14 protein-coding genes are annotated in these 24,501 nt (G+C 45.7%); 5 read left to right on the top strand and 9 right to left on the bottom strand.

Translation table 11 applies throughout. The features are described from left to right. The 3 genes from FHS57_RS11435 to FHS57_RS11425 all read right to left on the bottom strand — a co-directional run bounded on the left by FHS57_RS11435 (position 1) and on the right by FHS57_RS11425 (position 2,670). A complete protein-coding gene (locus tag FHS57_RS11435; protein WP_122931729.1) occupies positions 1–651 on the bottom strand; it encodes a response regulator transcription factor in 651 nt (216 codons plus the stop codon). 22 nt (positions 652–673) lie between these two features. Next, positions 674–1,504 (bottom strand): sensor histidine kinase, encoded by an 831-nt coding sequence (locus FHS57_RS11430; RefSeq protein ID WP_183973645.1) that lies wholly within the window; start codon positions 1,502–1,504, stop codon positions 674–676. A gap of 782 nt (positions 1,505–2,286) precedes the next feature. After that, on the bottom strand, positions 2,287–2,670 hold the full coding sequence (locus FHS57_RS11425) for a hypothetical protein (protein ID WP_183973643.1): 384 nt from the start codon (positions 2,668–2,670) through the stop codon (positions 2,287–2,289). A gap of 360 nt (positions 2,671–3,030) precedes the next feature. Between FHS57_RS11425 and FHS57_RS11420 the strand changes: the two genes are divergently transcribed. Beyond that, positions 3,031–3,786 carry a hypothetical protein gene (locus FHS57_RS11420; protein ID WP_183973640.1) on the top strand — a complete coding sequence of 252 codons (756 nt, stop codon included), beginning with the start codon at positions 3,031–3,033 and terminating at the stop codon, positions 3,784–3,786. Positions 3,787–3,893: 107 nt separating this feature from the next. On the opposite strand, the gene nadC is transcribed toward FHS57_RS11420, so the two are convergent. From nadC to arfB, 3 genes are read right to left on the bottom strand one after another with little or no spacing between them, the layout of a single operon-like run. Beyond that, the gene (gene nadC / locus FHS57_RS11415; protein WP_183973638.1) at positions 3,894–4,727 is read right to left on the bottom strand and encodes a carboxylating nicotinate-nucleotide diphosphorylase; all 834 of its coding nucleotides are present in this window, start codon (positions 4,725–4,727) and stop codon (positions 3,894–3,896) included. A gap of 51 nt (positions 4,728–4,778) precedes the next feature. Next, the gene (locus FHS57_RS11410) at positions 4,779–5,324 is read right to left on the bottom strand and encodes a GNAT family N-acetyltransferase (RefSeq protein WP_183973636.1); all 546 of its coding nucleotides are present in this window, start codon (positions 5,322–5,324) and stop codon (positions 4,779–4,781) included. Further along, the gene (gene arfB, locus FHS57_RS11405; protein WP_183973634.1) at positions 5,325–5,729 is read right to left on the bottom strand and encodes an alternative ribosome rescue aminoacyl-tRNA hydrolase ArfB; all 405 of its coding nucleotides are present in this window, start codon (positions 5,727–5,729) and stop codon (positions 5,325–5,327) included. A 122-nt stretch (positions 5,730–5,851) separates the two neighbouring features. On the opposite strand from arfB, the gene FHS57_RS11400 reads away from it, so the two are divergent. Further along, entirely contained in the window at positions 5,852–6,445 is a 594-nt protein-coding gene (locus FHS57_RS11400) for an HD domain-containing protein (RefSeq protein WP_183973632.1), read from the top strand. Between the two features lie 497 nt (positions 6,446–6,942). On the opposite strand, the gene uvrB is transcribed toward FHS57_RS11400, so the two are convergent. After that, positions 6,943–8,964: an excinuclease ABC subunit UvrB gene (uvrB, locus tag FHS57_RS11395; protein WP_221225608.1), complete on the bottom strand. Its 2,022-nt coding sequence runs from the start codon at positions 8,962–8,964 to the stop codon at positions 6,943–6,945. A 269-nt stretch (positions 8,965–9,233) separates the two neighbouring features. On the opposite strand from uvrB, the gene FHS57_RS11390 reads away from it, so the two are divergent. From FHS57_RS11390 to FHS57_RS11380, 3 genes are read left to right on the top strand one after another with little or no spacing between them, the layout of a single operon-like run. Beyond that, on the top strand, positions 9,234–10,148 hold the full coding sequence (locus tag FHS57_RS11390; protein ID WP_183973630.1) for a TIGR01777 family oxidoreductase: 915 nt from the start codon (positions 9,234–9,236) through the stop codon (positions 10,146–10,148). A gap of 45 nt (positions 10,149–10,193) precedes the next feature. Next, positions 10,194–12,155 carry a polysaccharide biosynthesis protein gene (locus FHS57_RS11385; protein ID WP_229601320.1) on the top strand — a complete coding sequence of 654 codons (1,962 nt, stop codon included), beginning with the start codon at positions 10,194–10,196 and terminating at the stop codon, positions 12,153–12,155. An 8-nt stretch (positions 12,156–12,163) separates the two neighbouring features. Next, entirely contained in the window at positions 12,164–13,654 is a 1,491-nt protein-coding gene (locus FHS57_RS11380; RefSeq protein ID WP_183973626.1) for an NAD(P)H-hydrate dehydratase, read from the top strand. 40 nt (positions 13,655–13,694) lie between these two features. On the opposite strand, the gene FHS57_RS11375 is transcribed toward FHS57_RS11380, so the two are convergent. Together FHS57_RS11375 and FHS57_RS11370 are read right to left on the bottom strand one after the other, a co-directional pair. Beyond that, positions 13,695–19,730 (bottom strand): beta strand repeat-containing protein, encoded by a 6,036-nt coding sequence (locus FHS57_RS11375; protein WP_183973625.1) that lies wholly within the window; start codon positions 19,728–19,730, stop codon positions 13,695–13,697. A gap of 112 nt (positions 19,731–19,842) precedes the next feature. After that, positions 19,843–24,480: a collagen-binding domain-containing protein gene (locus FHS57_RS11370; RefSeq protein WP_183973623.1), complete on the bottom strand. Its 4,638-nt coding sequence runs from the start codon at positions 24,478–24,480 to the stop codon at positions 19,843–19,845. Between the last annotated feature and the right edge of the window lie 21 nt (positions 24,481–24,501).

The raw sequence follows: 24,501 nt of genomic DNA, 5'->3' as shown, positions 1-24,501 counted from the left end.
CTACAACAAGTCGTTTTTGAAGGCATAAGCTACCAAGCCTGCCGTGTTTTTAGTCCCCGTTTTTTCGAGAAGCCTTAAGCGGTGGCCCTCCACTGTACGAGGACTTACAAATAATTTTTCGCTAATTTCGAGCGTAGAAAGCCCTTCACAGAGTAGCTGCAACACTTCCATTTCACGGGGCGAAATTTGAATTTTGCTGTTAAACAATGGGGCTGGCGGATTGGCACGGGTAATTACTTTACGGTGCAGCGCTTTCGACACAAAATCACTGTAATAAAAACCATCCGCCATGACGCGCCGTATGGCATTTTCTACTTCCCCTGGCTCCGAGTCCTTCAACAAATACCCATTGACGCCTTTTTCCAACAAATGAATAATAAAGCGATCTTCCTCGTGCATTGACACAATGATTACCCGTAGATTGGGAAAATGTTGTTGAATTTGTTCCGTCGCCTCTACCCCATCCATGATGGGCATTTGTAAATCCAACAACGCAATGTCAGGGGTTACTTTTTCTAAGAGTTCCAACAATTCTTTTCCGTTTGCCGCCTCACCAATCAACTCAAAATCAGGAATTTGATTCAACATTGCAGTCATTCCTTTACGAAAAAGGTTGTGATCATCGGCAATCACGAGTTTTATCTTATTCATCTGTCCGTGCTGTAAATGTATGTTACTTTGCTGTTATTTTTTCGGGAGAAAGCGGCGAGTTCAAGGGCGTAAACTTAGGTAACCTCACCACCACTCGGCATCCTTTATTCAGACCTGTTTCGTAATCAACTTTTCCGTTGATTACGCGCAAACGCCCCTCAATGCTATCAAGTCCTAACCCAGGTGATGGCCGCAAACGCACATCATTGAGGTCAAACCCCAGTCCATCGTCCTCCACAACAATGCAAAATTGCCGCGGAGGGAGCTCAATCTGTATATGCACATTTCGACCATTCGAATGCTTGAGGGCGTTGTTAATCAGTTCTTGTACTACCCTATAAAGCATCAACTCAGTACGAGGTGCCAACCGAAATTCTTCATCGCCCAGACAATCAAACGTCACTTTCAAGGCATGATGGGAGTTGCTTCTGGCCGCAAACTCCTGAATGGCAGCTGCTAACCCAAATCGCTCTAAAGTAGTAGGAACTAACTCGCGGCTAATACGACGAACATGGCTAATGGTTTCGTCGAGGGCTTCGCGTACTTGTTGGGCGAGGCGTTCGGCTTGTTCTTTTGAGCCCAACTGGCTATACAACGCATTGAATGTTAGCTTTGTAACTGACAAAAGTGCCCCAATATCATCGTGTAAATCTTGGGCAATGCGCCTCCGTTCGGCTTCCGTAGAGGCCATGGAGACCTCTAAGAGTTTCCGTTGAAACTCCGCCTCCATATCTTTGACGCGTATTCGCTGCTCAATCTGTTTGCGTTGGTAATACATCACAAACACGACAATGAACATTGCCATGATAAGCATGATACTTGTCCCAATAACAATGGCATAAGACGGCTCCATAGTGAAGGGGCAAAACGACTGGCGTTATATACAGTCAAAAATACGGAGAAAAACGAGGGAAGCTATATTTTTTTAGTAAACGGCATATATTTCTCTTTCCTATAGCCAAAAGCTCTAACTAGGCCGAGGTTTCATATACCAAACTGAAAACGTCAAGAAGATATTTAACACAACTGATAACAAGGCATCTACGACCCAATATTGGTCTCTGGATGCCAAATTATTAAAAGTGTAATTAATAAAAATGTATGAAAATATTGTTCCAGAATAATAAAACAACGCGCCCGAACTAAACCAAAACAAGGGGGAAGAACCCAGTTTGGGCACTGTTAAATATTTTAACAGCTCAAAATAGTAAATAAGAATTAATAATATGGTAAAACCGCCCGAAGCATGATACGAAAAATTATTAAAACTTACAGTCTTAACGTCCAACAATGACGGTAAATCCAAACAAGCTATCAATATTGAAACGAACAAGAGCAACAGAGCAAGCCCTTTAAAGTAGCGGTTTTGAAAGGTTAAATAATACAAAACCGCTACTAAAACGAAACTAATTAAATTGTACCAGTTATAGATATAGATGTTAAAAACGCCTATTTGTGCTAAAATAGACGTTAACCCATTTCTCAATAACGTTAGCAGTACAAACCCCAGAACAATCTTACTGGTCTTATCCAAATGTGAGACTTTTGTTGTCTTCAATAACAACAAAGCAAAAACTACTGGAATTAGTACACTAAAATCTGCTAGATAAGAAATAAATCGATGAATCATCCTTTTTATGGATTACAGAAATTGGGACAAGGAACTCCCCCGCCAGCACCGCCTGGCTCACCTTCTCCATCTTTTTCGCCAGTGGTGTCAATTTTAAATTTCATGTCGCGACCAAGACCATCAACGCCAATCTGTACGGGCACCAAAAACAAGCGCGGCTGTTCGTTGCCTACGACCGAAAAGTCGATATCGCCCTCTTTATTTTCGGGTGCGTGGCCATAATAAATCCGAATCCCGTCGCAGCCTTCTACTTTGAGCAGTGTCTCAAGTATGTCACGGCTAAAGTATTCGGCTTTGCGTAGGTCTTTTTGGCCATTGTGTCTTGCTTCAAAGTTTTTACGACCCAGCGCAATCTCTTTGACAGAGAATATTTTACCAGCATTTTTCATGAAGTTTGTAGGGTATTAGTTGTAGAACAAGGTTGCAAGATATACTGTTGACCAAGGAAGTCCAAACCGTTTAATAAATTTTGACAGGTAGAGTTACGCAACAAAAAAACGCGTATTTCTACGCTAAAATTTATCAGCTCTAGCCGCGACCTTTGTAACGGGTTTGGTTGAATTAGCACTCAATAGTGCCAACTTTTTCTCATAGGTTAGGTTAGAAGGAAAAAGCCGAAAACACTTGTTTTCGGCTTTTTTAGGTCTAAAGCGAAAAAAACAGTCGCTATTATTGGCCTTTGGCGGAGAAAGATGTTTTTTTGTGCAACTTACGGTTCTATCACGCCGTCACGTCTTTTTCCTCGATTCATGAACAAAAAAATTCTACTCTATTCGTCATTAAGCGCATTGCTTTTTGCTTTTTCATCCACCACATTTGCCCAAACCACCGCCCGCCTCGTCTCTTACGTAGATGTAGCAGGTGCGTGGAACACCGCTACCTGGTCTGCCAATGCTCAATATCATCAATACTTAAAAATTGACCGAAAGGGCTTATTTCAAGTCGGTTGGGGCATACGGGGTACTCATTTTCGCGGCAATAACCTCCCTTTTATTACTGCCCCCGCGTCTCAATCTCGTGGAAAAACGGGCTTCAGCGCCTTGAGTGCCCCCTTGCTGCTACGAAACATTGATACATTGCAAGTATCGGCGGGTATCACTTCCTTCAATTTTAACTTAGGAATACAGCTTTCTGTTTTTGATAAGGTAGATATTGGCGTAAATGCCGACATTCTTGGACTGGCTCTCGGAGGCAAAAAATCAGGCTTTTATTCTTCAACAACGGGGTATAACAAAGTAGATTCGCTCAATTTGCACCAGACTTATCAGCAAGCAAAGCCGACTTCGCCCAATGTACAACTCCTTGGCGACAATGCAGTTGGCAATCTTACGACCGAAATTTATGCCCGTTTACACATTACCGAACGGCTGGGGTTAAAAGCTGGCTATGTCTTTAATACCAACGAGTACCGCACGTCCAACAAACAGCTGGTTGCTGATGTTCGCCGTTTTCGGTATCGTTCAGATATGTTTTTGGTAGGAGTTACGTTTAAAGTACTTCGGTAATCTAACTTCCCGAAAGCTTAGAGCTTTCGGGAAGTTGAGCTAATTCCCTAACAACCTTCCGAAAGAGAATAACCTTCCCGAAAGTTTTTAACTTTCGGGAAGGTATGTTAATATGCTTTTAGACTCAAATCCAAGCTCTTGATTTGGTGGGTCAAAGCGCCGCACGAAATATAATCAACGCCCGTCTCGGCTACGGCACGCAGGGTTTCTTCTCTAATTCCCCCCGAAGCTTCGGTAGGGTATTTTCCAGCCACTCGTTGAACCGCCGTGCGAAGGTCATCAAGGCTAAAGTTGTCGAGCATGATACGTTGAACGTGTCCAATCTGCAACACTTGTTCTAACTCCGCAAGATTACGCACTTCAATTTCAATCTGTAGCTGTCGCCCCGTGCGTTGCAAATACGCATTAGCTTGGTTAATAGCGGCCTCTATTCCTCCTGCATAATCGACGTGGTTGTCTTTGATAAGAATCATGTCGTACAACGCGTATCGGTGATTCACAGCTCCCCCAATTTTAACCGCCATTTTTTCAAATACGCGAAAATTAGGCGTCGTTTTGCGCGTATCAAGTAGTTTGGTTGGCAAGCCGTCCAAAAGACGTACCAGCGAATGTGTGTAAGTAGCAATACCGCTCATTCGTTGCATCGTATTGAGTACCAGCCGTTCTGCTTTCAAAATTGACTGAGCATCTCCACTGACATGAAGCACGATGTCACCTTTTTTGATGGCTTGCCCATCGTTGATAAACACTTCTACTTCCAACAGCGGGTCAACTTCTTCAAAAATGATTTTGGCAACCTCAACACCTGCCACAATACCGTCTTCTTTTACGAGCAAGCGCGCCCGTCGCTCCGCATCACGGGGGATGGTCGAGAGCGAAGTATGGTCACCATCGCCTACGTCTTCAGCAAGGGCCAAACGAATGTAATCACGTATATCCATACCGCAAATGTGCGGGTTTTCGGGAGAATAAAAAAGCGAAGGGGTGGTTTTTCAGAACAGCTCTTTTTGCAGCACCACCATGCCTCGAAGCTCTGCACGTAGCCGACAAAACACTTCATCGTCAAGGCGTGTTGTCGCTATTTTCACAAAACCTGCTTTTTCATAACTCTGAATCGTTTTTAGGGACGAATTCATCGCCATTAACCAAACCTTGTTAATACCCCATTGACGCGCTTGTTCATCTACCCAAGCCATCGCTTTTTGCCCCAACCCAAGTCCCGTTGCTTCTTTGAGAAAATAGATTTTTTCGAGGTACAAAAACGATTCTTTCGGCTGATTTTCAAGCGGTGTTTTGTGTTTTACAAGTTTAAGAAAACCCACATTTTTGCCGTTGAGCCTTACGGCAAAATACAATAAATCAGGGTTTTCAAAATCGGCCTTGAGCGCATTGTCTCCGAAGCAGCGTTCCATGTACCATTCAATCCCTTGGGTATCATACCACAAATGGGTATAATGAGGAAAATACGTTCGAGAACCTAAATCTTGGATGGTCTCAAAATCATTAAGTTGCTGAATTTCAAAGCTGTTTTCTATCATTTATTCGGTAATTTTTCGACGCATTGCTTTGGTGTCTGACTGCCGCTGTTTTTCTTTCAGACGTTTTTCTATCACTGCGGCAGAAGGTTTGGTGGCTTTGCGGGGTTTGGCCACTTCAAAGCATTTTTTGATAAGGTCATTAAACTTTTTTACTACTTTATCGCGGTTGGCCAACTGAGAACGTTCGGTTTGGTGCGTCAACACCAACACGCCTTCGGTTGTCAAACGATTGGCAAGTTTCTCTTGCAAAAGCGCGCGTTCGGTTTCGGTCAGTAGCAGCGATTGCGAGACGTCAAAACGCAGCTCCACTTTGGTCTCGACTTTATTGACATTTTGCCCGCCCTTGCCTCCACTGCGAGCAGTTTGAAAGACAAGTTCGGAATGGAGTTTTATTGGGTCAAACATGGTTAATTTCGTTGAAATTTTGCACAAAAATAGCAGTTTGCGGCGCAAAGATTTGATAGAATACGACTTTTCAGTAATTTGTCGCAACCAACACTCTTCCCAGCGTTATTTTGTTTGAACCGATGGCACCTTTTGAGCGATTTTTAAAACTTCGACGGTTTGTGTTAGCCGAGCTTTCGCAGCAGCTCTCACCCAAACTTACCTACCACGGGATTCACCACGTCCGTGATGTGCTATCGGTTTGTCGTCAGTATATTAAACGGCTTTCGCTCAGAGAGCCTGAAGCCGAACTATTACTCACTGGCGCCCTTATTCACGATATAGGCTTTACCGAAACCTATCAGGGACATGAAGAGAAAGGCATTGAAATTGCCAAGCGACTACTTCCCAATTTTGGCTTTACCAGTATTGAAATTGTGCTTATTAATGGGCTTATCATCTCCACCAAAGTCCCTCAACAACCGCTAAATTTAATCGAACAAATCTTGTGCGACGCCGATTTGGACTATTTGGGACGTAGCGATTTTGACCCCATTAGTGAAAGTTTATTTCAAGAACTTCAAAACATGGACATGCTCCATGACCGCAAAAAATGGGACGAAATTCAGATCAAATTTTTGGAATCGCACACGTACCATACTCCCTTTGCCAAAAAATACCGACAACCCAAGAAAGAACAACGGATTAAAGAAATCAAAGAACGACTTCTGGGGTAAAGCGTAGGTTAAACGCATTAAAAATAAAAAGTGACTATTTAGCTCCAGAGGAGCCAAATCTTCGTAGAAAGATATAATTAGCCTCCCCGATGGGGCTTTAGGCAGGGATTTGTTTACTTTGCCTACAAATGTTGCGCCTCTCCGAGGCTGTTTTGAATGACTTAAAATTTTTGATTAAATCTACAAAGGTTGCGCCTCTCCGAGGCTGTTTTGAATGACTTAAAATTTTTGATTAAATCTACAAATGTTACGCCTCTCCGAGGCTGTTTTGAATGACTTAAAATTCTTGATTAAATCTACAAAGGTTTTGCCTCTCCGAGGCTGTTTTGAATGACCTAAAATTTTTGATTAAATCTACAAAGGTTACGCCTCTACCGAGGCTGTTTTGAATGACTTAAAATTTTTGATTAAATCTACAAATGTTACGCCTCTCCGAGGCCGTTTTTTTAATGCGTTTAACCTGGATAAAGCGCAAGCATTGTTATGTTAGAGAGCGTTTAATCTTTCTTCAGTTTTTCTCGCAATTGCAACAATTCATCGCGGTAACGGGCAGCTTCCAAGAAATTGAGTTCTTTGGCGGCGGCTTCCATTTTGCGTTGTGTTTCCGCAATTAGCTTTTCCAATTCGGGTTTTGCCATGTACTGCACCACTGGGTCGGCAGCTACCCGAACCTCCTCTGGTTCTACGTAATAACGTTTTGCCGATGGTTTTGAATCGGCCACCGACGTTTGTTCCATGATGGCCTCGCGGCTCTTGAAAACCGTCTTAGGCGTAATTCCGTGCTCCGTATTGTACGCCATCTGAATCTCTCGACGGCGATTGGTTTCTTCAATCGCCTTTTGCATCGAGCCCGTCATTCGGTCGGCATACATGAGCACTTTTCCGTTTTCGTTTCGAGCGGCCCGCCCAATGGTTTGAATAAGCGAACGAATATCCCGCAAAAAGCCTTCTTTGTCGGCATCCATAATTGCCACCAACGACACTTCGGGCAAGTCCAACCCTTCCCGCAAAAGGTTTACTCCTACTAGCACATCAAATGCCCCCAAGCGCAAATCACGCAAGATTTCGACCCGATCAAGGGTTTTTACTTCCGAGTGAATATATCGTCCTTTGATGCCTACCCGTTCCAAATACTTGCTCAACTCTTCTGCCATTCGTTTGGTCAAAGTAGTAACCAAAACGCGTTCATTTCGCTTGACACGTTTGTCGATTTCTTCCAACAAATCATCAATCTGATTGAGGCTCGGACGCACCTGAATTTCGGGATCAAGCAAGCCCGTTGGACGAATAATTTGCTCTACTACCACGCCATCCGTCCGTCGAAGTTCGTAATCGGCAGGAGTTGCACTCACAAAAATCGTTTGTCCTGCCAAGTTTTCAAACTCTTGAAAGGTCAGCGGTCGGTTGTCCATCGCACTTGGTAAACGAAACCCAAAATCGACCAATGACTCTTTACGGGAGCGGTCGCCGCCCCACATTGCACGAATTTGGGGCATCGTCACGTGGCTTTCATCCACCACTAGCAAGAAATCTTCGGGGAAATAATCGAGCAAACAAAACGGCCGTTCGCCTGGTTTTCGATTGTCGAAATACCGTGAATAGTTTTCGATACCCGAACAGTAGCCCAATTCGCGCATCATTTCTAGGTCAAACTCCGTTCGTTCACGAATGCGCTGGGCTTCCAGCAACCGCCCTTCTTTTTCAAAGTAAGTAATTTGCGCCACTAAATCGTCCTGAATATGGCGAATGGCATTTAGTAAAACGTCCCTTCCTGTCACGAATAAGTTGGCAGGAAAAATGGCCACCATCTTTTCGGACGATATTTTTTTGCCATTGGTGGGATTAATACGCTGAATTTCCTCGATTTCGTCACCAAAAAAAATGATACGATAAGCAAAATCAGCATAGCCTGGATAAATATCGACCGTATCACCCTTTACCCGAAAGTTTCCGCGTGCAAATTCGGCTTCCGTCCGACTGTAAAGAATTTCAACCAAACGAAACAAAAACTGATTACGGGTGATTTGCTCTCCAACGCCTACCCGCACGATACTTTTTCGATATTCTTCAGGGTTTCCTGCTCCATATATACACGACACCGACGCCACCACCAATACATCTCTCCGCCCCGACATCAACGATGACACCGTCGAAAGCCGAAGTTTATCAATCTCTTGGTTAATGGCTAAATCTTTCTCGATGTAGGTATTGGTCGTTGCAATGTAAGCCTCGGGTTGGTAATAATCGTAGTAGCTAATGAAGTACTCGACCGCGTTGTTGGGAAAAAACTGTTTAAATTCTCCGTACAACTGCGCGGCGAGGGTTTTGTTATGGCTCAACACCAGCGTAGGGCGGTCGATCTGCGCTACCACATTGGCAACGGTAAATGTTTTTCCCGAACCCGTTACCCCAAGAAGTGTTTGAGAAGGTTCGCCGTTTTGAACACCTTCCACAAGCTGTGCAATGGCTTGGGGCTGGTCTCCAGTAGGTTGATAGGTGGAAATGATTTCAAATGGCATATTAATAGAAGAGGTATAAGCCTAGATAACACCCAAAATAGCCACAAAAGTTCTGTTTTTCAAAGACAACTTACACCCCCTTAAAAAAAACATGGCCCCGTTCCAATGAAACGGGGCTAATGCCAAATTACCCTACTCTATTATATTAATTATTGTTTACACAAGCATCGTGCCAAAGTTATCCCAAAAACTGGACAATTTTTTATTCCGCTACCGCAACGATTCCCCACCGCCGTTAGTTATGTTCCATATACTCTCTTTTTATCACTATGGCGGAAACTGTTTTAATTACTGGCGGAACGGGCATGATTGGCCGTCGTCTTACCACCCTACTCCTTGAAAAAGGCTATCAAGTGGCCTATTTAAGCCGAAAACAACAAAACAACCCAAACGTCAAAATTTACCGTTGGGATATTGAAAAAAATTTCATCGAAGAGGAAGCCCTTCGTAAAGCCGACTACATCATCCATCTCGCTGGGGCTGGAATCGCCGACCAACGGTGGACTGCCAGTCGTAAGCAAGAGATTATTCAAAGCCGAACCAAAAGCATTGAACTGATTGCGCGCAAACTTCAAGAGCGCCCCTATCAAGTTAAAGCTTGCGTGTCGGCTTCGGGGATTGGGTTTTATGGGGCTGATACGGGCGATGTACGCGTATCCGAACAAACCCCTTCTGGAACTGATTTTGTGGCCCACGTGACGCGGCATTGGGAAAACGCCGTCGAGCTGATTGACAATATTGGGATTCGCACGACAAAACTCCGTACGGGCATCGTTCTGAGTACGCAAGGAGGAGCGTTGCCCAAAATTGCGCTGCCCGTTCAGTGGGGCGTAGGTGCGCCACTTGCTTCTGGCAAGCAGTGGACGTCGTGGATACACATAGACGATTTGTGCCGCATGTACATCGAAGCCCTCGAAAACCCTGCTTGGCGGGGAGCCTATAACGCCGTAGCGCCCACGCCTGTGACGAACGCCGTCCTCACCCGTCAAATAGCCGAAGTGTTAGACCGCCCGCTTTGGTTGCCCAACATTCCAAGTTTTGTGCTCAAAGCCGTATTTGGAGAAATGGCCAACTTAGTCATTGGAGGAAATTACGTGCTTAATCACCGAATCAAGGCCGAAACCAACTTCACTTACCAATTTGAAGACCTAAAACAAGCCCTCAGCCACCTGTACGAAAAGTAAATTCTGGGTCAGTAAGTGAGGCTTATTGAAAATGATTTTTTACTTTTGAAAAAGTACGCTTTACCCAATATGATTGAACGTATTCTGACTAAGTATTCAAACCACTTTGTATCCCGTCATCTCATTTTAGCGATTGACGGCGGCGTGGTTATTGGATCCTTTGTCATTGCCTGTATTTTACGATTCAACCTCAATGTTTCCAACATTAATTGGAAATTGTACAAGTACTATTTGGTGGCGTTATTGGTCAATCGCTTGCTTTGTTTTCTTTATTTTCGGTCATACACGGGCATCGTTCGGCACAGTAGCGTTGAGGATGCTTCGCTCATTTTTAAAGCCACGACTGCAAGTAGTATCTTGACCATCATTGGTTCTACTTTTTTAAGCCATAGTACCGACAATGCGGTTTTTTATATCCCGATTTCAATACTCATTATCGAGTATTTTATTTCATTGTCGGTGATGATTTCGAGCCGTTTTTTGGTTAAAAATATCTACAAAACCCTGATTGCCAATGCTCCTGGCGAGAAGGTCAATGTTCTGATTTATGGAGCGGGTACGCTTGGAATTTTGACCAAAAATACCCTCCTCCGCAATCGGCACAAAAAATATACAATTGTCGGATTCATTGATGATAACCCTTCTCTTAGTTTCAAAACCGTTGAAGGGGTACCCGTTTATCCCGAAAGCGAAGCCATAAAACGCTTTGTGGAAGACGAAATCACCAGCGACCTAGAAGTCGTTTTGGCCATTCATCAAATAAAACCTCACCGCAAAAACCAAATCATCGAACGGTTTTTGAAAAAAGACATCATCGTCAAAGTCGTTCCATCCATGTACGAACGACTCAATGGCGACCAGCTTCGTTCGGACGACATTCGTAACATTCGGATTGAAGACTTGCTCGAACGTGACCCTATTTTGCTTGATAATCAAAACATTATCCGCCAACTTTCAGGACAAACTGCCCTTGTAACTGGCGCGGCGGGGTCAATCGGTAGTGAGATAGTTCGGCAACTTATTCGGTTCAAACCAGAAACCTTGATTCTTATCGACCAGTCCGAATCAGGGCTATATGACCTTGAAAACGAACTGAAACAGCATTTCCGCCGCTTCCTCGACGATGCCACGCGGGTGATTGTGCAAGTAGCCGACGTCACTGATGAAGTGCGAATGCGGCATATTTTTCGTCAATATACGCCCCAGTTTGTGTTTCATGCCGCCGCGTATAAACACGTTCCATTGATGGAAGAGCATCCTTACGAAGCCGTAAAGGTCAACGTTTTTGGCACAAAAATCATCGCTGATTTATCCGTTGAAACCAACGTCAGAAAATTTGTAATGATTTCAACCGACAAGGCCGTCAATCCTACCAACGTGATGGGCGCGACCAAGCGGCTGGCGGAAATGTACGTCCAAAGTCTCAACCATCGTTTTCTCAAAGGTACCCGCTTTATCACCACCCGTTTTGGCAACGTACTTGGTTCCAACGGCTCCGTTGTGCCCCTTTTTCAAAAACAAATACGAGCAGGCGGGCCTATTACGGTGACTCACCCCGACGTCATTCGGTATTTTATGACCATTCCCGAAGCCTGTCAATTGGTGCTGGAAGCGGGCAGCATGGGCAACGGTGGAGAGATTTTTGTATTTGACATGGGCGAGCCAGTTCGCATTGCAGACTTGGCCCAAAAGATGATAAAATTGTCAGGATTACGGGTCGATAAAGACATTCAGATTACGTACTCAGGACTGCGTCCAGGCGAAAAACTCTACGAAGAACTCCTCAGCGACAAAGAACATACCCTGCCAACCTACCACCCCAAAATTCAGATTGCCCAAGTCGATGAGCAACCGTTTGGGGAAATTTCGGCGGCGCTACAAGACCTCAAAAAAGCACTTCGGGAGGGCGATAAAGCCCTAATGGTGACGTACCTTAAAACGGTTGTTCCTGAGTTTATCAGTAACAATTCAGAATACGAAGAGCTTGATGGTTTGGAATTGAGCTAAGTCAATCAATGAAACTATTTACTGTTCCCCAAATTCGGGCATGGGATGCTTACACCATTGCTCACGAGCCTATTTCGTCGCTCCAGCTGATGGAGCGCGCCTCTACTGCTTTTGTCAAGTGGTTTTGTGAACGATTTGACGACCGTTGCACCATCAACGTCGTATGTGGAATGGGCAACAATGGCGGCGACGGCCTCGTTATCGGACGGTTATTACTCCAAAAATGCTACAATGTCCACATCTTTGTGGTTAAGCACAGTGCTGGAGGGTCAGCTGATTTTGAAGCGAATCTAGCACGGCTTCACCCAATGACAACCGTTCATTGGATCACAGAAAGCACGGACATTCCCCATTTCGCCCAACAGTCGTTGGTGATTGATGCCCTTTTAGGCTCAGGGTTGTCGCGTCCTACACAAGGATTTTTGGCCGAAGTTATTCAAAAAATCAATGATTCCTCGGCCACCATCATCGCAGTGGACATTGCCAGTGGGCTTTTGGCAGATACCCCCAACGCGCTATCGGACATCATTATCAAACCCGACTATACAGTTTCGTTTCAGTGCCCCAAACTAGCTTTTGTGCAGCCGCAGTCGGCCGAGTACGTAGGAGAATGGCAGGTGGTGGACATTGGGCTGAGTGCTGCGTATGCCGAAGCTACGGCTACTCCTTATTTTTTCAGCACGGCCTCCTTCATTAACGATTTTAAAATCTCAAACCGACGAAAGAAATACGCCCACAAAGGCTCTTTTGGGCACGCACTGCTCATTGGAGGCAGTTACGGAAAGATAGGCGCCATTGTGCTGTCTTCCAAAGCCTGCTTACGCTCAGGAGTAGGTTTATTGACGGTTCAAACTCCGCGTTGTGGTTACGACATTTTACAAACGAGTTTGCCCGAAGCAATGGCCTTGCCCGACTGGCATTGGATGGTCAATACCACTGTACCCAACATAGACGGTTATAGCGCCGTAGGAATCGGGCCTGGGCTAGGCAAAGACCCACTCACCCTTCAGCTCCTCCGCGAACTTTTGCCGAAGCTCACACAACCTACTGTTTTTGACGCCGATGCGCTCAATTTACTCAGTGAACACCGAGAGCTACTCACATTACTCCCTCCTAATTCCATTTTAACACCACATCCAAAGGAATTTCAACGCCTCTTGGGACGTCCTTGGCAAGATGATTTTGACAAACTTTCTTTGTTACAAACATTTGCCCAACAACACCAAGTGATTGTCTGCCTCAAAGGGGCTCATACCGCGGTGGCATTGCCCAACGGCACCCTCTATTTTAATTCAACGGGCAACCCTGGCATGGCAACGGGAGGTAGCGGCGACGTGCTTACAGGTATCATCACGGGGTTATTGACCCAAGGCATTCCTCCCCATCAAGCAGCTATTTTTGGGGTTTATCAGCACGGAGCAGCAGGCGACCGAGCCGCCCAAAAATGCACCCAACCTGGCCTTATTGCTTCCGATATTATAAACGAAATGGGCTGGTAATTACACCAGCCCATTCGCTACGCTCTATTTTTCTACCCTTTTACTTTCTCTTAATTGTCACCGTGTAAGGAATACATTTTGGTGGAGGACAACTACAATCTGGGGCTTTCACCGTCAACTGCGCCTTACAACTATCGCTTGATGTGGCCGTTACCACTGCGTCTTTGTTGATAGGTACTCCTGACACTGTGAATGTGCCATTTTGATTGTTAGTTACCTGTCCTGCATCCACCGTAACCGTTCCGTTCGATGTCACCGTAAAGCTATAAGTCTGGCGATCTGCACTACACTTAGGCTGCTCACTTACAACTACCGTCGGGTTAGGATAGTAAGTCAATGTAAGTGGAATACGCAAGCTAATACAGTTTGAACCGTCATTTTTACGAGCTTCTACCCAATACGTACCAGCGGCAGTAGGTTTGAACTCTAACGTACCATCGGCCAATTTGGTACCCCCTGTTTCGCTGCTATACCAGTCAGCAGTTTCGCCAGTTCCTACCACAACCGTCAATTTTGTAGCGCTATCACCTTCGCAGAATGACTGGCTAGAGCCAATTGGAGGATTCACGGTAGGACAGTTACAATCAGGGGCAGCAATTTCGAGTGTTGTTTTACAATTGCTGTTGGTAGCTGTTGCGGTTACTAACACACTTTGCCCTGCTGGAATACCCGAAATGGTGAACAAACCACCGCCGTTATCTACCACCGCGTAAGGAGGAGTTGTAGTGATAATTCCGTTAGAAATTACCTTCACTGAGTACGTTCCGAGGTTCAATGCGCAACTACGTTCTGACACTTCGAGGAGTGGCTTGGTTGTATCAGCACTTACGGTCGTAATTCCTGTTCCTTTACAGCCGTTTGTTCTGTTGGTTACTTCAACAGAGTAAGTACCTGCTACACTTACGACAAAGCTGGCTACATTACCTGGATTAGCCACCCCTTGTGGCACTTGCCAAGTGTAGGTAGGCGTAGTTCCGCCGTTCTTCACGGTTGCGGTCAGCGTTCCTGTAGGAGTAGCACAAGTTAAGTTCAACGGGTTAAGCGCTACAGTCACACGGTTGGTATCGTTCAACACTGTTTCACTTGCATTGCCACGGCATCCATTGAGGGTATTGATTACTTCTACTGTGTAAAGACCCGCTACTGAAGCAACTGTCGTTGGGTTGTTACCAGGGTTGGTAGCCCCCGCTGGCACGCCCCAAATGTACGTTGGCGATGTACCTGCATTTACGACCGTAGCCGTTAGCGTCTGAGAAGGGGCACTACACGTCAATGTAATTGGGTTCAACGTTACCGATACTTTTGTTGTATCAAGTACCACCGTTGTGCTCGCCGAAGCGCTACATCCGTTGGCACTATTGGTCACACTCACCGAATAAACGCCTCCTTGGCTTACCACCAAGCTATCCACATTGCCAGGATTGGTTACACCACTTGGCACACTCCATACGTAGGTTGGGTTGGTTCCTTCGTTATCAGCAGTTACTTTCAACGTTTTGCGTGGGCTTGCACACGTTAGCGTTACGTCATTTAGCGCTACCGTTACTTTGGTAGTATCTGCTGTTACCCCTGTAATGGCCGTACCTTTACATCCATTGATGGCATTGGTAACTTCAACCGAATAGAATCCTGTTTTAGAAACGACAAAGTTGTTGACGTTGCCAGGGTTTGTTACACCGCTTGGCACTGTCCATGAATACGTAGGATTAGCACCTGCATTAGTAGCAGTTGCGGTCAAGGTTTGGCTTAGATTTGTACACGTCAACTTAATTGTATTGAGTGAAACAATCACTTTGGCGGTGTCAGCAAGCACAGAAGTTGATGCCGTTGATTTACAACCGTTTGTGTTATTTGTTACTTCAACCGAATACGTTCCAGCATTGACAACACTAAAACTTGCCACATTTCCTGGATTTGTAGCTCCACTTGGTACTGTCCAAACATACGTAGGATTTGCACCTGCGTTGGTAGCTGTGGCAGTTAAGGTTTTGCTTGGTGATGCACAAGTTAGTGTCACTGAATTAAGTGAAACTCTTACCGAGGCCGTATCAGCAGCTACGGTTGTTGTGGCCGATGCTTTACAGCCGTTGGCGGCACTTGTTACTTCAACAGCGTATGTTCCTGCACTTGTTATGGCAAAGCTTGCTACATTACCTGGGTTGGTTACGCCATTTGGCACTGTCCATGCGTAAGTTGGATTTGCTCCTGCATTGGTCACAGTTGCTGTCAAGGTCTGACTAGGCGCTGCGCACGTCAAGGTAAGTGGGTTCAAAGCGGCGGTCGGTTTTAACGTATCTTGCGTCACGAGTGTACTTCCATTAACCGAACAGCCATTGACAGGATTTGTAACCAAAACTGAATATGACCCTGCTTTCGTTACGGCAAAGCTCGCTACATTACCTGGACTTGCTACGCCACTTGGCACTGTCCACGTATAAGTTGGATTTGCACCTGCATTGGTCGTAGTGGCTGTCAAGGTTTGGCTTGGTGATGCACAAGTCAATTTAATCGTGTTCAAATCCACCGTTGGTTTGGTAATATCTTCCGTTACAATCGCGGTATCCGAAGCCGTACAACCGTTGATGGTATTTTTTACCGTTACGATATAAGAACCAATGGTATCCACCACAACGCTTGAGGTGGTTAATCCATTCACCGATGGATGTCCACTCCATACGTATGTTACCCCGCTAGACGCCACCGCCGTCAGGGTCAGTTCTGTTTTGATACAAGTGAGCACCCCACCTGCCACCGAAACCGTTGGGTTGGTTTTGTTTTCATCTATCACTACCGCATCCGTGGCCACGCATCCATTAGGCCCTGTTACAGTCAAGGTATAAGTACCTGGCAATGTAACGGTTGGTGTTGGACTTGAAGCATTTGGCGCAAATGTAGCACCCACAGGCCCTGTCCAGCTATAAGTAACGCCTGGCGTTGTGCTGCTGCCGTCCAATTTTACCGAAGTGACTTCGCAGGTCAAGGTTTTGTTTTGACCAGCGTCCACGTTTGGAAGGGTTTTGTTTTCACTCACTACTGCCGTATCTGATGCCGTACAGCCGTTGTCTGGATTTAAGACAGTTACGGTATAAACACCTACTTGTTGAACGGTAATAGAAGCATTCGTCGAGGTAAAGCTGCTAGGCCCCGTCCATGAGTAAGTTACCCCTGGAGGCGCTGCTTCGGCTAAGATTGTCACTGACGATTTAACGCAGTTGATTTCTCCACCATTTGCTACCACAATCGGGCGATTAACGTCTTGCGACACAATAGCGGTGTCACTTGCTGTACATCCACTTCCGATGTGCGTAACAGTTACCTGATAAACTCCTGAGGCAGAAACCGTCACGTCTTTCGTAGTTTGGCCATTTACGCCTAAACCTGTCCAAGCATAGGTCACATTTGATGAAGCATTTGCAGAGAGTGTTAGGTTTAAGGTCGAACACGTCAATTCGCCTCCATTCACCTGTACGGTTGGAACCGTTTTATCTTGGGTTACTGTGGTTGATACGTTTCTAGTACATCCGTTGGCTGAGTTTGTAACTACCACCGAATAAGTACCTGCCACGGTCACGGCAAAGCTTGCTACGTTGCCAGGGTTAGTCACACCCGCTGGAACAGTCCAAACATACGAAGCAGTTCCGCCGTTCAGGCCACTCACGGTGGCAGTCAAGGTCTGGCTTGGTGCTACGCACGTCAATTTGATGGTGTTCAAACTAACAGTAGGTTGAGTTTTATCTTGGGTTACTGTGGTTGAGGCTGATCTCGTACAACCATTTTTTGAGTTTGTTACAACCACCGAATACGTACCAATTACTGTCACGGCAAAACTTGCTACGTTACCAGGATTGGTCACACCTGCAGGTACTGTCCAAGCGTACGAGGCTGTTCCGCCACCCAAATTGCCCACAGTAGCGGTCAATGTTTGACTTGGCGATGCGCAAGTGAGTTTAAAGGTATTCAAAGAAACAGTTGGCAGTGCTTTGTCTTCGGTCACTGTCGTTGAAGCTGTTCTTGTACAACCATTTTTAGAATTTGTTACTACGACAGAATACGTACCTGCTACTGTCACAGCAAAACTAGCTACGTTGCCAGGGTTGGTCACTCCCGCAGGAACTGTCCAAACATACGAGGCTGTTCCTCCATTTAAAGCACCTACCGTTGCTGTCAAGGTTTGACTAGCAGACGCACAAGTAAGCACAACTGTATTCAAACTTACCGTTGGGGGCGTTTTATCCTCAGTGACTGTCGTAGTTGCCGCTCTTGTACAACCGTTTTTAGAATTTGTGACCGTCACTGAATACGTACCTGGAGTTGTCACGTTAAAACTAGCCACATTGCCTGGGTTAGTTACTCCCGATGGTACTGTCCAAGCATAAGAGGCTGTTCCGCCGTTAAGGCCACCCACCGTTGCGGTCAAGGTTTGGCTAGTCGTTACACAAGTTAAAGTAACGGTGTTCAGTGAAACTGTTGGCTGGGTTTTATCTTCTGTTACTGTCTTAGAGGTAGAAGCAGTACATCCATTTCTTGAGTTAGTAACAGTTACGGAGTAGTTTCCAGCAGTGGTTACGTTAAAACTAGCCACGTTGCCTGGGTTAGTTACTCCCGACGGTACTGTCCAAGCGTAAGAGGCTGTTCCACCGCCTAAGTTCCCCGCAGTGGCCGTCAGTGTACCACTTGTTTTTGTACAAGTCAACTCTAAAGTATTAAGACTTACGGTAGGCGTAGAAACGATACTTGTAACAATAGCGGTATCAGTAGCCGTACAAGTTACGCCCGACTTCGTTGCCGAATACGTCACCGTGTAAGTACCTGCCGCCGAAACCGACGGGTTGGCCGAAGCACTTGTAAAAGAGTTAGGACCCGTCCAAGCGTAGGCAGAGGTTACACCGCTTGTTGGGCTACCTACTGCCGTAATTTGCACGGTAGATGGCACACACTTCAACAAGCCACCAGTGGCCGAAACGGTCGGTCTCAACACATCTACTTGGTATTTTACCCAAGGTTGACAGGCAGCTGTTGCTCCTTTCAAACAAGCATACACATAGTATGTTTTTACTTGTCCATTTACAGCAGGGAAATTAGAAGAAGACAACGACGCCGAACCTGAATTGATAGCACCACTGCCTAAAATCGTTTTACCATTTCCTGTAGCCGTGTATGGATTTGTTACTTCTGAATCAAAACGAACCCATTCAATAGTCACAGGACTACGCGCCGTTGTACTGGCAGAAAATGCCACACTCGTACCTGGGCAAATTGTTCTTGCAGCCGATGGGTTCGGGTTAGTAACGGTTGGGCACGTTACTTGCAAACAAGCAAGATCGACCTTAATATAGTCTCCGCTGGCCGTACCCTCTACTTGTACATACGAGGTATTGGCTGGCGCAGTGCCGCTCAAGAAGTACTGCTGTGTCAAAGGAGTTGGCCCAAAGTCCACATCTTTATCAACCTGTACTTCCGTACTACTTAAAAGCGTATTCGCAGAATTGTAAAATTTGAGTTTGATGCGGTGATCTAAGTCTGGACGGTGCGTACCTGCCCAAATAGACAATGATACCGTGCTTCCTGGCGTAATGTTAACATTTTGGAAGAAACGGGCGCTAGAAGACGTTGCTTCCAAATATGCGTTATTGTTGCCACACACTTGGTAACCCGTACCACTGTAAAAATTTCCACCACTGAAACTCCAACCCGATACGCCTCCTTCAAAACTTGGATTGGTAAGTACGTTATTGGGGCAATTACAGTTTACCGTACATGTTAATTGTGCGTTAAGACTGGAGGTTGGCGAAGTTCCTGTTCTGGTATAATTTACGCCTGCATACGTAAATTCGATACGGACAGGTGTACCATTGGCTATAGAAGCCACATTATAACTTCCCAATGAATTGGTAGTTGCTGTACCAAGTAAGGCACCAGTAGAGCTATTGACAACCCGTACGGGGATACTTGTCAATCCCTCACCATCATTATAGGCATTATTACCGCTTTTATCGCAGTAAATACGACCACCGACATCGGTGGCTAGGGCTGCATGAGCAACAACTAGCATCAACACTCCTACCCACCAAGACACGGTCTTGGAGCTTAACAGGGTGGAGAAAATCTGCCTAGGTTTGACTCGAAATTTGCTTGTAAACGAAGTCATGGGGCGTAAAATTTAGATGTATTATAGAGCAGTAGATTTATTACTTTTTGATGGGCACACCGCCTTTTTTGGTTTGTTTAATCGTGAATGGCACGCACAAATCAGCAGGACAGCAGTTGTTGCTGGCTTCAACAATGATGGGACAACACCCATCGGCAGGGCAGGCATTTGACGAGGCCGTAAAGGTATAAGTACCTGGTTCTGTGATAAGAATAGCATTTCCAGTAGCCACGGGCGTTTGTCCACCATCTTTAAACCATTGTACATTTTTGTATTTTTCAGGAATAGATGCTTGAATCGCATCACCTAGACAAACCTCCAATGGCACCGTAAAACACTCACTGTCAATATCATCTTCTTCTGTATTGCCATTGCAGGGTGTTGAATCTTTGTCTTTTTCAGTCATGGTACATATCTCAGCGGTATTAAACCACACGCCTTGTGCCACTACTTTGACAACCAATAAAAGCACCGCCGTATCTCCTGGCGCGATTGAGCCAATTGTCCATGTTTTGCTGTTAAAGTCATAATTTCCAGTAGCAGAGGCATAAGTGACGTACTCAACACCTGCGTTTAGGCTATCTTTGACCGAAACATTGGTAGCCGTTGACTGCCCCTCGTTCCATACCTTTATGGTGTAAGTAAGGTTATCCCCTATTCGTGCCACTTTTTTATCAATAGATTTACTAAGCGCAAGGTCGTATGCCCCTTCGCATGGCTTAAATGATGGCGAAGGCGCTACCGCCGCCGCTGCACATCCATTGGCATCTTGTACAAAAATGATGTTACCACCCGTTGTTTTTAATTGCAAACTGGTCATTTGACCTCCACCCGCAACGCCTGTAAGCGTCTGGGTAATTCCTACTGGAATTGGGCCATTTCCGATGCTTGCTACACCAGTAGCCACTGTGACAGTGTAGGTACCTTGGCTCGGAATCTTGAGCGTAACCGTGTAAGTCGTATCTCCCGTACAAGCAGGAATCGAATCCAGCTCAAACTTGGGCAACGGCAGGATTGTATATACTTTTTCGGCAAACGGCAGGCAATTTGGCACATTCGTTGGCGGTGTACTCAAAATGGCATAGACATAGTATTTGATTGGAGCTGTACCGTTATTGGCGGGCAATTGTAGGCCAGGAAGACCATTTGGCGCACTTACCAACGAACCTTGTGGTTTTACTTCTTGAATAAGTGTTCCGCCCGAATACATGCTTGTACCCGTTTGCTGAGAAGCAAAGTAAACAAAACGCACTACTTTAGAGGTATCTGAAACCTGAACTGTTATACCCTCACCATAATAGCCCGAGCAAAGTGTATCGGTAGCATCAACCGCCGTAATGGTTGGGCAGTTGCCCACGCATGGGGTAGGATTTACCACCACCGAGGTGTCTTTGTAACAACCTTCGTTGCTAAATACCCGCACATAATAGGTAGTTGAGGCAGTTGTATTGGCAATATTTTGGGCAATAGTCGTGGGTAAGCTGCTGATTTCAGTACCTTCCGACGCTGCCGTTGGTAGGGTTCCTGCTCCTGTGGTATTAAAAGCAAAGAACTGACCCACTGTAGCCGACGTAAGTGCCACACTTCCATTATTCAAAGCAGTCCCACCTTGGCAAATAGGGTTTTTCGCTTGCACCGTAAACGTCGGTTTAGGACTAATGGCCAACGTCACTGGAATGCGTACTCCGTTTACTTCATTGTTACAACCTGAGGCTGTGCTTTTGGCCTGCATATAATAAGTACCAACCGCTGTAACACTGAATGTGAGCGTATTAGAAGCTAAAAGCGTTCCTCCAGTGGCTGCACTATACCAATCTACTGTCGTATTTGCACCTACCAATGCGGTAAAAGTCGGGGTAGGAATAGCCACTCCTTCACAAATTCCCACGTTTGCCGCCAATGCCGTCGGAGTCGTTGGAATACAAGCACAGTTAGGAGCAATGATAGTCGTATCTTTTGTACAGCCATTCAACGTAGAAGTCAAGACCAGATTCTGCCCTGCGGTTACGTTTGAAATGGTATAAGTTCCTGTTCCCGTGATGGTAGTTCCTGACGGTGAGCTTACCGTCACAGTACCCGTAGAAGTAATGGTAATTGAGTATATTGAATTACCCGCGGCACAATTGGCAATAACGCCACTGAAAGTAGGGTAAGGTTTCATTGTTACCCCAACCTGTACTCCTGTGCTTTTACAAGTGGACGCTGTTGAACTAACACAAGCAACGTAATAATTGCGGGCCTGTGTCAAAACAGGCGTTGTGAAGCTAACCCCACTGCCAACCTCCGTCGTTAGTGCCGCCGAATCGTACCATTTTGGCACGGTACCCGTCGCACAATTGGACGCTGTTAAAGTAGCTGTTGTGCCTACACAAATTGCTACGCTGGATGCGACAGGGGCTGCTATCGGTGGGCAGTTAGCACTACAAATGGGTTTATTTACCGTGAGACGAGTCCGACATCCGTTTAGGGTTGCCGTGATGGTGTATTGTGTTGTATCGCTTCCAACTGTGACAGTGAAGGTCGTGCCACTTCCGCTGACAAAACCTGCGTTTGACGTAACGACTGCCCCATTGTCAACGGTAACAGTGGTCGTATATTTTGACGTATCGGACGAACAAACCGACGACACCAAAGTAAGTTTTGGCGCAGGAAGCACCGTGACGGTGATTGTATCTTTGCCTGTACATTGGGTCTGCAACGACGTGACAGTGACGTAATAATCGGTTGTCACCAAAGGCTGTACCGTAATGCGCGCAGTGGTTACCCCCGTATTCCAAGCGTAAGAGAAATTTGTACTATCGGTATATCCAAAAGTCAATTGAGTGCCTGGACAAATTGGATTCAGCTGGATTTCGGGCACAACGACCGTCGTTTTTTGAACTCGTATGGTATCTGTACAACCACTGCTGTTGGTCAATACAAACCGATAGAAACCTCTTTTATCCAAACTTGCGATATTACCCTGTGCGTCAATGGTCGCGACGTCGGTGTTTGAACTATTATTAGGGTCGTTGAAAGACAAAAACGACCATGTTTCACCCGTACCTGCCGCCACTACCTTGGCCGTAGTTTCACAAACAGTGATGTCTTGTCCCGCATTTGGTTTGGGCGAAACCGCCACTTGAATCGTATCTCTAAATACACAGCCCGTTGATGAAGATGTAACTGCCACACGGTAATCGGTGGTTTGGGTAGGGCTTACGGTAATCGTGGCTGAGGTTGCGCCCGTGCTCCATAAGTAACTGACATTCGACAGCCCTTGGTAACCAAAAGTCAGGTTTTCTCCTGGGCAAATCGACTTATCGGTAATGGTTGGCAACAAAAAGCTCGATTTGGTCACAACGATGGTATCGCTACAGTTGGCGTCAGATTGTCTTCTAAGGACAAATCTATATTGCCCCGAAACCGTCAAACCAGTAGCCAAGCCCGTGGTAAAAATGGTGGCGGCAGTGTTATTATTTGAAGAAAGAAACGCCCAAACTTCGTCCGAAGCTGGTGTTTTCAACTGAATTGACGTCACACAAATTGTTGTATCTTTTCCTGCGTTGGGCTTTACACAAGTCACAACTCCGCAGTCAACATTTCCCTCAAAGGGGTAATGGTGCATTTCGCCTCCCGAATGCACAAAAGACTGCCCCACCAATTGTCCCTGAATATTTGATTGGTTGGCCGTTTTCACCACAGCGGCATTAGGCGCTAGAATACTCCCTTCAATGGTTGCGTTTCCTTCGATATTGAGCGTTGTTGCGCTAGGGAAGTTCCAAATAATATACTTCATCGCCGCGCCCACATTTTGGTTTTTCACATTCCAAGTAAAGGAAGTACCCGTCGATACATTAATAACGAGGGGTTCACTTGCCGTAGGCGTAAAGCGTAAATTCAGTTCATTGATGGCGTTCAAATCCGCTCCCGATACATTCCAAATACGGGGCTTGCCAGCAATCGGACTTGCAGGCAAATCTAAGTATAGGTTTTGTCCCGAAATACTCGTCAAAACATCCCCATTAGCATTCTCCGTTACGACATTCGTCCCTTGGCATTGCGCAAGCGACGAGGAATTGGCCTTTAGCGTAGTAAACGCAGATGCAAAATTGATAGAAGTAGTTTCACAAACGGGGTTGTTGGTACTGCTTACTTGGTTAGGTTGGGCATATCCAGCCCAGCCGTCCGCTTGCGTATTAATTTGAATCCAGCTACTTGGCGAAGCATACCCTTCCGTATTTTTGGTGATACGTATTGGCGAAAAAGCGTCGTTATTATCTTTATACCAAACCGTTAAACCAGTACAATTCCCTATTTTAACGTATCCTTGGGTATTCATTTGCAACTGCCCAGAAGTCAGCGTCACTCCACCACCTACTACAAGCCCAATTGGTATATTCCCTACCTTCAAGTCACCCACATTGACCGTCGTTATTTGGTAATTACCTCCCACGGTCAAGTTGCCCCCGATAGCGACGGGGCCTTCACTTTCGTTGGTTGTCAATGTAGCATTCCCTTGGGTAAAAATATTAAACTTCCCCACACTGGAAAGTGGATTTTGCGCAGTCGCGAAAAAAGGAAGTGAGCTTATAAGTACGGACAACATCCATCCAATACTCAAATTTCTTGAAGAGCGACGAGCAACAAGGCACGCATGAATGCGAAGCCTTAAATAGGGCTTGTAAAGAAACAACATAATAGAGTAGAGTAAGTACTG

Source organism: Runella defluvii (genome assembly GCF_014195535.1).
Taxonomy (GTDB): domain Bacteria; phylum Bacteroidota; class Bacteroidia; order Cytophagales; family Spirosomataceae; genus Runella; species Runella defluvii.
The sequence above is the reverse complement of the archived record's forward strand: the minus strand, read 5'-3'. Positions and strand labels throughout refer to the sequence as shown.